The organism is Ensifer sp. Root127, assembly GCF_001425225.1.
In the GTDB taxonomy this organism is placed as follows: domain Bacteria; phylum Pseudomonadota; class Alphaproteobacteria; order Rhizobiales; family Rhizobiaceae; genus Ensifer; species Ensifer canadensis.
The window spans coordinates 26,010-38,024 of record NZ_LMDX01000014.1 but is presented as its reverse complement, the minus strand read 5'-3'; the positions used below and the strand labels follow the sequence as shown (position 1 = coordinate 38,024).

Annotated in this window: 11 protein-coding genes; 3 read left to right on the top strand and 8 right to left on the bottom strand. The window is 62.3% G+C overall.

The window, feature by feature from the left end; translation table 11 throughout:
• The first annotated feature begins 49 nt into the window (after window positions 1-49).
• On the top strand, window positions 50-1,540 hold the full coding sequence (locus ASD03_RS17680; protein WP_057214568.1) for a sensor domain-containing diguanylate cyclase: 1,491 nt from the start codon (window positions 50-52) through the stop codon (window positions 1,538-1,540).
• Between the two features lie 159 nt (window positions 1,541-1,699).
• On the opposite strand, the gene ASD03_RS17675 is transcribed toward ASD03_RS17680, so the two are convergent.
• Both ASD03_RS17675 and ASD03_RS39025 read right to left on the bottom strand, forming a co-directional pair.
• Complete coding sequence (locus ASD03_RS17675) at window positions 1,700-2,038, bottom strand: GFA family protein (RefSeq protein ID WP_057214564.1); 339 nt, start codon at window positions 2,036-2,038, stop codon at window positions 1,700-1,702.
• A 282-nt stretch (window positions 2,039-2,320) separates the two neighbouring features.
• A complete protein-coding gene (locus ASD03_RS39025) occupies window positions 2,321-2,482 on the bottom strand; it encodes a hypothetical protein (RefSeq protein ID WP_156407979.1) in 162 nt (53 codons plus the stop codon).
• Between ASD03_RS39025 and ggt the strand changes: the two genes are divergently transcribed.
• Entirely contained in the window at window positions 2,481-4,226 is a 1,746-nt protein-coding gene (gene ggt / locus ASD03_RS17670; RefSeq protein WP_057207351.1) for a gamma-glutamyltransferase, read from the top strand. The two genes, ASD03_RS39025 and ggt, sit on opposite strands and share 2 nt — an antisense overlap.
• A gap of 26 nt (window positions 4,227-4,252) precedes the next feature.
• On the opposite strand, the gene ASD03_RS17665 is transcribed toward ggt, so the two are convergent.
• Entirely contained in the window at window positions 4,253-5,143 is an 891-nt protein-coding gene (locus ASD03_RS17665) for a LysR family transcriptional regulator (RefSeq protein ID WP_057207350.1), read from the bottom strand.
• A gap of 97 nt (window positions 5,144-5,240) precedes the next feature.
• Here ASD03_RS17665 and ASD03_RS17660 point away from each other — a divergent pair, with 97 nt between their 5' ends.
• Window positions 5,241-5,990, top strand: a complete 750-nt coding sequence (locus ASD03_RS17660; RefSeq protein WP_057214561.1) for a sulfite exporter TauE/SafE family protein — start codon at window positions 5,241-5,243, stop codon at window positions 5,988-5,990.
• 103 nt (window positions 5,991-6,093) lie between these two features.
• Here the strand turns inward: ASD03_RS17660 and ASD03_RS17655 are convergent, their stop codons facing one another.
• The 5 genes from ASD03_RS17655 to ASD03_RS17635 all read right to left on the bottom strand — a co-directional run bounded on the left by ASD03_RS17655 (window position 6,094) and on the right by ASD03_RS17635 (window position 11,804).
• The gene (locus ASD03_RS17655) at window positions 6,094-7,488 is read right to left on the bottom strand and encodes a CehA/McbA family metallohydrolase (RefSeq protein ID WP_057214558.1); all 1,395 of its coding nucleotides are present in this window, start codon (window positions 7,486-7,488) and stop codon (window positions 6,094-6,096) included.
• Between the two features lie 15 nt (window positions 7,489-7,503).
• Window positions 7,504-8,604: an ABC transporter ATP-binding protein gene (locus ASD03_RS17650; protein WP_057214555.1), complete on the bottom strand. Its 1,101-nt coding sequence runs from the start codon at window positions 8,602-8,604 to the stop codon at window positions 7,504-7,506.
• A 16-nt stretch (window positions 8,605-8,620) separates the two neighbouring features.
• The gene (locus tag ASD03_RS17645) at window positions 8,621-9,451 is read right to left on the bottom strand and encodes a carbohydrate ABC transporter permease (RefSeq protein WP_025428295.1); all 831 of its coding nucleotides are present in this window, start codon (window positions 9,449-9,451) and stop codon (window positions 8,621-8,623) included.
• Complete coding sequence (locus tag ASD03_RS17640) at window positions 9,451-10,359, bottom strand: sugar ABC transporter permease (RefSeq protein ID WP_057214552.1); 909 nt, start codon at window positions 10,357-10,359, stop codon at window positions 9,451-9,453. Before ASD03_RS17640 ends, ASD03_RS17645 begins: the two co-directional genes overlap by 1 nt.
• Before the next feature lie 83 nt (window positions 10,360-10,442).
• A complete protein-coding gene (locus tag ASD03_RS17635; protein ID WP_057214549.1) occupies window positions 10,443-11,804 on the bottom strand; it encodes an extracellular solute-binding protein in 1,362 nt (453 codons plus the stop codon).
• Between the last annotated feature and the right edge of the window lie 211 nt (window positions 11,805-12,015).

Here is a 12,015-nt window from a genome sequence, read left to right as displayed (position 1 = left end):
GATGCGCCTTGCACGGAACCCTCTCCCCGCGAACCGAGATGGAACAGTAATGACAGGTTCTTCCGACACCAATATTTTTGATCTGGCGCCGATCGCGATGTGGATCGAGGATTTCAGCGGGGTCACAACGCAGTTCGATCGTTGGCGGGCCGAGGGCGTGGTCGATATCCGCGCCTATCTCAGAGAAGACTTGACGCGTGTCGCCGCCTGCTCCAGCCAAATTCGTGTCCTGCAGGTCAATCGCCGGACACTGGACCTGTTTGAAGCCAGGGATCTCGATCACCTCTCCGCGAACCTGTCGAAGGTCTTTCGCGATGAAATGCTCGACAGCCATGTCAATGAGCTTGCCGAATTGTGGGAGGGCAAGACCGAGTTCAGCAGCAGCGCGGTCAACTACACGCTGTCTGGCCGCAGGCTCGACATTCAGCTGCGCGGCTCGGTGCTACCAGGATACGAGAACACGCTCGGCCGGTTGCTGCTGACGACGGAAGATGTCACGGCGCGTGAGGAGGCGCGCCGCAACGAACTGGCCAACCGCCGTTACGCCGAAGGTATCTTCGAGCATTCGCCGGTGTCGTTGTGGGTCGAGGACTTCAGTCGCATCAAGTTGCTGCTCGAGGATGTCCGTCATCGAGGGATCGTCGATTTTCGCGTGTTCACGGACGTCCATCCGGAGTTCGTGCGCCAGTGCATGAGCGAGATCAGGGTCATCGACATCAACCAGGCGACGCTCGACCTGTTCTGCGCGCCGGATCGGAACACGTTGCTGCAGCGTCTCGGCGACATTTTCCGCAACGAGATGGAGAAGCACTTCAAGGAGCAGTTGATCGAGCTGTGGAACGGCAATCTTCTGCACCACCGCGAGGTGGTCAATTATGCGCTCGACGGTTCCGAGCGCCACGTCCTGCTGCAATTCTCCGTGCTTCCGGGCCATGAAGGCGACTGGTCGCTGGTCCAGGTGGCGTTGACCGATATCACCGCACGCAAGAAGGCCGAGGCCTATCTCGAATATCTCGGCAAGCATGACGTGCTGACCAAGCTGCACAACCGCGCCTTCTACATGGACGAGCTGAACAGGCTGGAGCGCAAGTCGCTTCGCCCGGTCTCGGCCATCGTCATCGATCTTGATGGCCTGAAAGCGGCCAACGACCAGCTTGGCCACGACGCCGGTGATGCCCTCCTGCGCCGGCTCGGCGAAGTGTTGAACGGTGCGGTGTCGCAGCCCAACCATGCCGCCCGCATCGGCGGCGACGAGTTCGCCATCCTGATGCCGGGTGCCGACCGGCTGGCAGCGGCCACCATGGTCGAGACGATCAACGAACTGTTGAAGATCAACAACCAGTTCTATTCCAACGCTCCCCTCAGCATATCGCTCGGCGTTTCGACCAGCGATACCGGCGAATCGATGGAGGCGCTGGTCAAGCGAGCGGACCTCAGCATGTACGAGCAGAAGCGGGCGCGATACGCCACAAAGGAGAGCCGTGACGCCCAATATGCCAAGGCGGCCAGCGAGCGTGGCGGCGCAGCCTCGGCGGCCTAGCACCGTTTCTGCAGGACTGTCGTGCAGGCAAGGCGCCCTACAGCGCCGCGCGTCTTATTAGACGCGCAAATGTCGCTGTAGCGCTGGATTGCTGCATGTTTTTATCCTCAAATCGAATAGGATTTAAGGAAACATGCAGTAGGAAGAGAGTGGCACCTATCATCTGGCGCCGTCGATGAGCCGGTGGGGTATGTCTTCCCAGACGGATCGATCGAACAGGCGCATGTTGACACCCATGCGCGTCGCGTCAGTGCCGATCGGCGACCAATGGGTGGTGCAACCGCAGGTGCCGCAATGGTGCATCGTCAACGTGGCATCGCCTTGGACGTAGCCGACGAGCTTGCCCTGCGGGTCGCTGATCGAAACCTCTTCTGCGTTGTAATAGCCCCAAAGCGTGCCTAGTCTTGAACACAGCGAACAGTTGCAGCTGCCAAGTGTGTCAGGGCGGACACGGACGGAAAGGCGAACCGACTTGCAATGGCAACGGCCTTCGATCATGCGACCTTCTTCCCGTTTAGTGTCCTCGTGCAGAAATCCGGATGCGGATGATACCAGATCCCTGGAGCGAACTGTCACAGCCAAGGTTGTTCATGGCAATGGCAAAAATTTGGTGGTCGCTAGGATGCGGTCATCGGCTGCACTCCGGCTTGTCGCGACCCGGTACTCACTGGGGTAGCGTCGCTGCAATGACAGAGCAATGGTAAGCCGATCGTCTTCGCATTCGAATTGTTCGCCGATCATGATCGTCAGGCGGCGATTGCCCGTGCCGTCCGCACATGTCTATACTCCGGCCAAGGCTTCAATTTCTGAACAAGCCTCTCGCCCGATGGCCGGACTGTTGTCCGCCGCGTGATGCGTGGTGCCTTTGCGAACTTCGATGCCGCCGCCCTTAATCGAGGGCGTCAATTGCCAGCAAAACCTGTTGTCGCGGGAGAAAAGCATGCGCAGTTCCTGCCTGAATGTTCTGTCCTTCACCCTTATCGCCGCACTCGGCTCGGTTTCGCCATCGGCCGTCAGGGCCGCCTCGCCGGAGCCGGTCAAAGCCGAGCACGGCATGGTCGTCACCGCCCAGCATCTGGCGTCGGACATCGGCGTCGAGGTCCTGAAAAAGGGCGGCAACGCCGTCGATGCTGCCGTTGCCGTCGGCTATGCGCTTGCGGTGCTCTATCCGACCGCCGGCAACATCGGCGGCGGCGGCTTCATGACGATCCGTTTCAAGGACGGCAAGACCACCTTCCTCGATTTTCGCGAGCGGGCGCCCGCTGCTGCGACCAAGACCATGTATCTCGATGACAAGAAGCAATTGGTCGATGGCCTGAGCACCGAAGGATATCTGGCCGTCGGCGTTCCTGGGCCGGTGATGGGCTTCGAAGTCGCGCGAAGCCGCTATGGTACGCGTCCGCTGAAAGAGCTGATCGCGCCTGCCATCGCCCTTGCCAAGGACGGCTTTCGGCTGGAGCAGGGCGATGTCGATTCCTTTGACGGCGAAACCGAAAGGCTGGCCAAGGACCCGGCAGCGGCAGCAATCTTTCTGAAGCCCGACGGAAAACCCTTTGCCGTCGGCGAGACACTGGTCCAGGCGGATCTCGCCGCCTCGCTTACAAGCATCTCCGAAAAGGGAACCGACGCCTTCTACAAGGGGCCGATCGCCGATGCCATCGTCAAGGCAAGTGCTGACAAGGGCGGCATCCTCGCCAAGAAGGATTTCGAGCAATACGCCGTGCGCGAGCTTGAGCCGGTCAAATGCAACTATCGTGGTTATGACATCGTCTCTTCGCCGCCGCCATCCTCGGGTGGCGTCATCATCTGCGAGATCCTCAACATTCTCGAGGGTTATCCGATCTCCTATCTCGGTTACGGCTCGGCCGAAACCGTGCATGCGATGATCGAGGCCATGCGCCATGCCTATGTCGATCGCAACACGACGCTTGGAGACCCCGATTTCGTCGAGAACCCAGTCGCCAAACTGCTCGACAAGGCTTACGCGGCTGAGATCCGCGGCAAGATCGACCCGTTCAAGGCTGGCGTCTCGCAGGCGCTGATGCCGGAGGGGTTCGCAGAAAGCAAGGAGACCACCCACTATTCGATCATCGACGACGAGGGCAACGCGGTCGCCGTTACCTATACGCTGAACGGTTCTTTTGGCGCCGGCGTGGTCGCTCCAGGAACCGGCATTCTGCTCAACAACGAGATGGACGATTTCACAGCGAAGCCGGGTGCTCCCAATCTTTACGGGCTCGTTCAGGGCGAGGCGAACGCGATCGCACCGGGCAAGACACCGCTTTCATCGATGAGCCCGACCATCGTCTCCAAGGACGGCAAGCCGTTCATGGTGATCGGCAGCCCCGGCGGAGCGCGCATCATTACGATCACGCTCGAGGCGATCCTCAACGTGGTCGATCACGGCATGAACATCCAGGAGGCCGTCGACGCGCCGCGCATCCATCATCAGTGGCTACCGGACAAGGTGTTCATGGAGCCCTACGCCCTTTCGCCCGATACGCGCAAGCTTCTCTCGGAGATGGGCCATGATGTGCAGATCGACAAGAGCTGGAGCATCTGGGGGCAGGCGACCGGCATCCTTGTTGGCGGCGAAAGCCTGGCCGAAATCAAGGACGGCGGTGGCGCCCGCTACAACGGTGCGGTCGACAGTCGCATCGGCGCGGGTGCTGCCAGAGGCTACTGATCGACCGCTACGGGTCGCCTCGACGGTCAGTCCGGCTTGAAATTGCCGAGATGCTCGACCAGGTCGCGGGCGAGCGGCGAGAGGTCTTCGTCTGGCCGCAGGCAGATCGACAGGCGACGCGTCGCCCACTTGTCGGTCAGGCGGAGGGCGGAAATCGCCGTGCGACGGCATCGGCGCGCAGCTGTCTGCGGGACGATGCCGACACCGACATCCTGTGCGGCCAGACCGCAGACATCCTCGAAGCTGCGCACGCGCAGGCGGTAGCTCATCCGGCGGCCGATGCGGGTCGCCTGGCCCTCGATATGGGCCTGCAGGGCACTGCCTTCCGCAAGGCCGACGAAGGCGTGGTCGAGCAGATCCGTGAAGCTGATCTGTCTTGTTTCTGCAAGAACATGGTTCTTGGCGACCACGGCAACCAGCCGGTCGATCGCGAAGGGGATGAGGCGCAGGCCGGTCGCGTCGACGGCATCCGAGATGATGCCGATCTCAGCCCGGCCACCTGAGACGGCCTTGACGATGTCCGCGCTCTGGCGCTCCTTCAGGTCGATATCGGTTTGCGAGTGGGCGCGAAGCCAAGGCCCAAGACGGCCGGGCAGGAACTCGGTGATCGCGGCGGTGTTGGCGAGAAGGCGAATGCTCGCCCGCAATCCCCTGGCGTATTCGCCGAGCTCCCCATGCATATGCTCCATCTGGCGCAGTACGAGCCGGGCATGATGGGCGAGCGCATCGCCGGCGGCGGTCGTGGATACGCCCCTGCGGCCGCGCGCCAGAAGTTTTACGCCGCCGTTCTCCTCCATGCCGCGCAGCCGCTCGCTGGCGGCGGCCAGGGAGAGGTTCGCGACCCCGGCGCCGTGGGTGATGCTGCCTGCCTCGACGACGGCAAGAAACAGGCGAAGGTCGATCAGATCGAAGCGCATGCCGGCACGATAGCGGCAAATGTGCCTTCGGCATAGCCGAAGCCAACCTGCAGATCATCCGCATTGCGCTGTCGCAATGCTTCATGACTTTAGAGCCATGATCGAACTCTCCACATGGCTCACCGGCGCAATCGCCACCGCCTTTTTCCTCGCCGGCGTGGTCAAGGGCGTGACGGGTATGGGGCTCCCCACCGTCGCCATGGGCGCGCTCGGTGCGCTGTTGTCGCCGATTACGGCCGCCAATCTGCTGATCCTGCCGTCCCTCGTGACAAATGTCTGGCAACTGCTGGCGGGTCCGGCCCTCGGCCCGCTGATGCTGCGGCTCTGGCCGATGATGCTGGCGATCGGCATCGGTACCATCCTCGGCACGGCTCTTCTCGCGGGCGGCGATACGGCCCTGTCGACAGCCATGCTCGGGGCGGCGCTTGTGGTCTATGCCGGATATACGCTCATGGCGCGCCCGTTCTCAGTGCCGGCAAGGGCCGAGGTGAGGTTGTCTCCGCCTATCGGCATGATTACGGGCGTGGTCACCGGCTGCACCGGCGTCTTCGTCATGCCGGCGGTGCCGTATCTGCAGGCCCTTGGTCTGGAGAAGGACGACCTGATCCAGGCGCTCGGCCTCTCCTTTACCGTGTCAACGATGACGCTTGCGGCAGGTCTGCTGTGGCGTGGGGCGTTGGAGGCCGACAACCTGCTCCTGTCGGTGGTTGCCATCGTGCCGGCGCTGGCCGGCATGTGGGCCGGGCAGGCGATCCGCCGTCTGGTCAGCCCGACCACGTTTCGCCGGTGGTTCCTGGTCGGTCTGCTGCTTCTTGGCGCGGAGCTGGCCCTGCGACCCTTTTTCTAGCCCTAGAGCGTTTCCGATTTAAACGGAGTCACGGAAACGCTCTACCTCTTTGTTTCCAAGCATTTCCTAACGGAAAACCGCTTCGCACTTTTCCTGGAAATGCTCACGCCACATAGATCGGATTGCTGATGGCGCGGCGCACGGTCTGTTGTTGCAGTTCCACTTCGGTCAGTTGCCAGGGCAACCCGCCGCCAAGGGCCGCGGTGAAATCGCCGATTATCTGCGGCCGGCTCTTCTCTGCTGCGATTTCGGCGCGCAGGAACAGGCTCGGCCGCCCGGAGAATTGTCCGACCCAGCGGTCGTCTTCGATGAGTTGATCGGCAATCTGCCCTGTCGCGTCGAACCAGAGCAGCCGATCGCCTTTTGCTCCGTGAACGTCGGCCTTCGCGTCGACGGGCCCTCGGATCGTCGAGCCCATCGGCTGGCCATCGACCGAAAGTGCCAAATGCGGTCCATCAGGGCTCTCGGTGATATAGCCAAGCCCGGCCTTCATCGCGGCGAGGATCGCGTTTTCAGAAAGTTCGTCGAGCCACAGCACCGTCGTCGGTCGCGCAAGCACGAGCGGCCCTTCGGGCATCAGCCGGGCCGGCTGGTGGAAGTCGCTGCCGCCGATTGCCGAGATTTTCTTGCCCGAAGCCAGCCGCTGCTGATACCGGCCGAGCGATACCCAGTTCCAGGCCATCCAGTGAGATTGCCAGACTTCCATGCAGTCGATCTCCGGCACGTCGTAATCCCAGGGGATCGTCGGCTTGTCGTGGTTGATCGACAGCATGCCGCCGCGCTCATGCACCATGTCGGCAAGCGTGTGCCCATGCTCGGGCCGGGTCATGCGGAAATCGATCCAGTCGTCGACGCCAAAGACGTTGGCATGGCCGACTGCGGTCGTCACCTCCATCGCACGCACAAAGACGAGGTCGGCGGACGAGTTGGGATGGAAATAGCGGCGCTGGCTGATGGTGTTGTGGTCGGCGACGGCGAGAAAGTCGAGCCCGGCCTGCTTGGCGGCGGCGTGCAGCAATTCGGGCGAGCCTGCCGCATCGGAGTGGAAGGTGTGACAGTGCAGATCGCCGCGATACCAGCCGGCCGCCTTCCTGACGGGGAAGGTGCGTGCGGGCTGCGGTTCCAGCGCGCGGGGCGCATTGTCATGGCTGAACGTCAGCGTGACATCGGCACCTTCTGGCGGAAGCTTGTAAAGGCCGAGCATGACCTGCCAGCGACCGACCGGCATCTCCCCGTGGATGTAGCCGGGCGTGGCGTCGTCCGTTGCGACGAAAAAGCGGTCGCGGGCGCCGCCGCTCCAGCCGCGAAAGCCGGCATGGCTTGGATAGTCGGTCGCGCGCGGATCAAGCACCCCGAGATCGATGATGCAGTCCTCTGCCCTGGCATAGGCCATGGTGACATCGATGTGGGTCGTGCCCTCGGGTACGTCGAAGGGCACGTAGAGATACGGGTTGGCGGCCTGGTCGGCGCGTGTCACGTGAACGGTGGTTGTCATCATTCGCGGCGATCCTGCCTATTCGCCGGGGACGGGAATGCGGGCGCCGCTGCTGTCGAACAGCGTGACGTGTTCGGCGTCGAAGGAAAGTCGCACTGTCTTGTCCACCCGGATCTCGTCGTCGGTGAAGATGCGGGCCGTGACGCGGCCGGCATCCTTCCGCTCGATTGTCACCAGGCTTTCCGGCCCCATGTTCTCGTTGGCGAAAAGCTCGCCGGTGATGATGTTGCCGTCGTCGGGCCGGGCAATGCGCAGGTGCTCCGGGCGAACGCCGAGCGTCATCGTCTTGGCGTCGACCGCCTTGGCGATGGCGTCGGAAACCGGCAGTGCCGCGACCGACAGCCCCTCGGCGCGAAGCTGCAGCTTTCCGTCGATGATTGCAGCCTGCGCCGGCACGAGGTTCATCGGCGGGTTGCCGACGAAATTGGCAACGAAGGTGGTGGCCGGCCGCCGATAGATCTCGATCGGCGGTGCGAACTGGACGATCCGGCCCTTGTCCATGACCGCGATGCGGGTGGCGAGCGCCATCGCTTCCGCCTGGTCGTGGGTGACGTAGACGGCGGTCATGCCCATGTCGCGCTGCAGGTGGTTGAGAAACCCGCGTGCTTCCAGGCGCAGCTTGGCGTCGAGGTTGGAGAGCGGCTCGTCAAAGAGATAGACCTGGCTCGGATAGACGAGCGCACGCGCAAGCGACGTGCGCTGCTGCTGGCCGCCGGAGATCTGGCTTGGCAGGCGCTTCATCAGATCGCCGATCTTCAGGACGTCGGCGACCTCCTTTGCGCGGGCGTGACGCTTGTCCTCCGCTTCGCCGCGCACCTTCAACGGATAGGCGATGTTGTCGGCGAGGTTCATGTGCGGATAGAGCGCATAGTCCTGAAAGACCATGGAGATCTGCCGATCCTTCGGGTGCAGGTAGGTCACGTCCTTGCCGCCGATCAGAACCTTGCCGGAGGTCGGCGTTTCGAGCCCGGCGATCATGCGCAGGCTCGTGGTCTTGCCGCAGCCGGATGGCCCGAGCAGGCAGACGAACTCGCCGTCAGCGATCGAGAAGCTGATGTCTGGCAGGGCGTTGAAGGCGCCGAAGCTCTTGGAAACGTTCTGGAATTCGACAGAGGCCATGAGACTGGTTTTCCGATTACGACTTGATGCCACCGAAGAACCGGAAACCGAACTTCCAGTTCACGAAGAGGTAGAGCGCGATGACAGGGAGCGAATAGATGAGCGAGTAGGCGGCAAGCAGCGTGACGATCGGCGTGCCGGCCTCGGAATAGAAGGAATAGATGGCGACGGAGGCGGGCATCAGGCTGTCGCTGCGCAAGAGGATGAAGGGGATCAGGAAGCTTCCCCAGATGTTGACGAAGGCCCAGACGACGACCACGACGATACCCGGCCGGATCACCGGCAGAGCCACGTCGAAGAACGCCTGCAGCGGAGACGCGCCTGCAACCATCGCGCTTTCTTCATAGGAGCGCGGGATGGCGTCGATGAAGTCGCGCAGAATGAACATTGCCGTCGGCAAGAGCCCGCCGGCAAAGACGAGAATGACGGCGAGATGTGTGTCGATGAGCCCGGCCGCCGAAACGATCAGGAAGATCGGCACCATCGCAGCCGAGCCGGAGACCACCGACGAGAACAGCAAGAGCACATAGGTGACTGCGCCTTTTCCGGGGATTGGCGAGCGGGAAAGCGCATAAGCCGCAAGCGTTGCTGCCGCGCCGACGAGGACGACGCCGCCGAAGGCCTGCACCAAGCTGTTGAACAGCGCCTGCATGGCGAAGGTGTTCTGAAACACCGTAGCAAAATTGGCGAACGTGAAGGGTTCCGGGATGGCAAGGCCGAGTTCGGCGCGGGCGTTGAACGGCGCGAAGAGGAACCAGACGAGCGGTAGCGCGAAGATGGTGCCGAGCAGGGCGGCGACCACCGAAAAGCCCATGCGGCGGAAGTAGATACGGGAAGAGAAAGGCATCATTCGGCCTCCGCCGGCTTCTTGTGGGCAAGCCTCAGATAGACGAGTGCGAAAGCCAGGTTGATGAGCATGATGACCACGCCGACGGCCGCGCCCTTGCCGAACTCGAAATCCTTGAAGGCGATGCGGTAGGTGTAGATCGACAACAGTTCGGTCCGGTAGGACGGCCCGCCATTGGTCAGAAGGAACGGCGTGAAGACATTGAAGGTCCACATGGTGATGAGGATCAGATCGGTGACCACATGGCCGCGGATCAGCGGCAGGGCGATATCGCGCAGCTTCTGCCAGGAGGTTGCGCCGGCGACATCCGCCGCCTGGAAATAGCTCGGCGGGATCGACTGGAATGCCGAGTTGAACAGCATCATCGAGAAGGCAGCCCCCCGCCAGGTGTTGAAGAACACGATGACCCAGAAGGGCTGCTGCAGCAGCCAGTCTCCCGGCGGCAGGCCGAGACCGCGCATGATCATGTTCAGCGTTCCGCTGTCATAGTCGAGGAATGCGAACCAGGCGAAGCCGATGACCACTTCCGGCAGGATCCAGGCGGCAATGACGGTCGTCTGCAGAAAGGACTTCATACCGGGCGACACGGACTGGCTGAGCCAGGCGAGGATCAACCCGAGCAGCGCCTGGCCGATGAGTGCGGAGAGCAGCACGAACTGGATCGTCAGGATCAGCGAAAAGCCGAACTGGCCGCGGGTGAAAAAGGTGGCAGGATTGAAGAGGGTGAAATAGTTCTGGAGACCCACGAAATCCGGGTCGAGCGCGGTCCGTCCAAGCAATGTCCTGTTGGTGAAGGAAACGAAGATCACCCAGAAGAAGGGGATGATGACGAAAACACCGACCAATGCCGTTGCGGGAGCCAGAAAAAGGGCGCCCGCCCGCGTGGACAGCAGCGAGAATTTCTTCATGCGTTGAGTTTCCCATTGCAGGGCAAAGCGGTTCGGCAAGATCACCGGCCGGCCGATCGGCCGACCGGTGATATCAGGCCCGATCAGAGACGGCTGACCGTGTTCTCTTCACCGACGATGGCGATCACGGCGGCCTTGTACTGGGCCATCGCGTCTTCCGGCGACAGTTCGCCCGAGACGACGCTTTCGGTCATGCGCTGGATCTCGGTCGAGACCTTGTTGTAGTTGGCGTCATTGGGACGTGCCGTGGTGATGGGCAGCAGGACCTCGGCGGTCTCGGTCAGGAACGGCGAGTTGGGGATGGTGACGTCGTTTCGAATGCGGATCGCCGGCTGGATCTCCTGGAAGGCGGTGAGCTGCTCCTGGCTGTTCATGAAAGACAAGAGCTCCCAGGATTCCTTCGGGGCGTCGGTATGCGGGTTGATGACGAAGCCGGTGCCGCCGGACATGGTGACGAAGTCCTGGCCGCGCAGGCCCTTGCCTGGTTGCGCCGCCGGCATCTTCTTCCAGGTCATGACATTGTCACGGTCGGCGACCGCGAACTCGGCGTCCGGTGCGGTGACGGAACGATAGAACCAGTCGCCCTCCACCAGCATGGCGGTCTTGCCGTCGCGGAAGTTGGCGAAGGTGCGATTGCGCCCGTCGGCCAAGAGCTGGGCGCGCTGGTCGCCGAGCTTGTCGTCGACATAGATGGTCTTGTAGAGCTTCAGTGTATCGAGGATGCCCTGGCTGGAGACGATGTATTTGCCGGCATCGTCTGTGACCTGCTCGCCGGTGCCGAGCAGCGCCATCCAGTAGCCCTGCATGGTCGTGGCCTCGCCCATGGAGACGCCGGCATTCAGCTGCAGCGGGAAGGAATCCGGCGCCGCCGCCTTGATCTTGCGCGCGGCGTCGAGCAGTTCGTCCCAGGATTTCGGCTGCCACGCCGCCGCGTCGAGGCCCGCCTTCTGGAACAGGTCCTTGCGCACGAAGATCATGCGCGCGTCGGTGCCGAGCGCGATGCCGTAAGGCTTGCCCTGATAGCTCATCAACGCCTTGGTGCCGTCGGAAATGTGGCTCCAGCCTTCCCAGGCATTGACGTCGGCGCCGGCCACTTCTTCAAGCGATTTCAACAGCCCGCCCTGGACGAAGCTCGGGATCAGGAAGCCATCGAAGCCGGAGACATCCGGGCCAGCCCCGGTGGAGAAGTCAAGCGCGAGCTGCTGTGTCAGCTGCTCGTCCTCGCCGCCGAACTGATTGAGCTTGACGGTGACGTCCTTGCCTTCGGCCTTCATCTTGGCGGTAAAGGCCGGAATGACCTTGTTTTCGATCCACTCGGCCATGCCGCTGTTGACCCCGCCGACAACGCATCGGCAGGTGATGTTGAGCTCGGTTGCCATCGCCGGCCCGGACAGGGCCATGATGGCCGCCGCGCTCAGCAAATATGACTGAATCCTTCTGCGCATTGAAACTCCTCCCACGGTGGTCCGGTTCTCCGGACCGTTTCGGCTGCGGTGCATCCGGGCTGGAATCGGCCTCCTCCGGTCAATCCCATCCCGTCTGGACTTAAGAATGAACACGCTTTCATTTTTGTCAACACGCCATGAAGTGGATTCTGGTGACGAGGCTTATACGTGTTCATGCTCTTCGGGTTTTGCCGTCTATGAGGTGATTTCT

Excerpts from the sequence above, each read along its gene's own strand:
- ASD03_RS17680 (WP_057214568.1), top strand. The coding sequence starts at position 50 with ATGACAGGTTCTTCCGACACCAATATTTTTGATCTGGCGCCGATCGCG.
- ASD03_RS17675 (WP_057214564.1), bottom strand. The coding sequence starts at position 2,038 with ATGATCGAAGGCCGTTGCCATTGCAAGTCGGTTCGCCTTTCCGTCCGT.
- ggt (WP_057207351.1), top strand. The coding sequence starts at position 2,481 with ATGCGCAGTTCCTGCCTGAATGTTCTGTCCTTCACCCTTATCGCCGCA.
- ASD03_RS39025 (WP_156407979.1), bottom strand. The coding sequence starts at position 2,482 with ATGCTTTTCTCCCGCGACAACAGGTTTTGCTGGCAATTGACGCCCTCG.
- ASD03_RS17665 (WP_057207350.1), bottom strand. The coding sequence starts at position 5,143 with ATGCGCTTCGATCTGATCGACCTTCGCCTGTTTCTTGCCGTCGTCGAG.
- ASD03_RS17660 (WP_057214561.1), top strand. The coding sequence starts at position 5,241 with ATGATCGAACTCTCCACATGGCTCACCGGCGCAATCGCCACCGCCTTT.
- ASD03_RS17655 (WP_057214558.1), bottom strand. The coding sequence starts at position 7,488 with ATGATGACAACCACCGTTCACGTGACACGCGCCGACCAGGCCGCCAAC.
- ASD03_RS17650 (WP_057214555.1), bottom strand. The coding sequence starts at position 8,604 with ATGGCCTCTGTCGAATTCCAGAACGTTTCCAAGAGCTTCGGCGCCTTC.
- ASD03_RS17645 (WP_025428295.1), bottom strand. The coding sequence starts at position 9,451 with ATGCCTTTCTCTTCCCGTATCTACTTCCGCCGCATGGGCTTTTCGGTG.
- ASD03_RS17640 (WP_057214552.1), bottom strand. The coding sequence starts at position 10,359 with ATGAAGAAATTCTCGCTGCTGTCCACGCGGGCGGGCGCCCTTTTTCTG.
- ASD03_RS17635 (WP_057214549.1), bottom strand. The coding sequence starts at position 11,804 with ATGCGCAGAAGGATTCAGTCATATTTGCTGAGCGCGGCGGCCATCATG.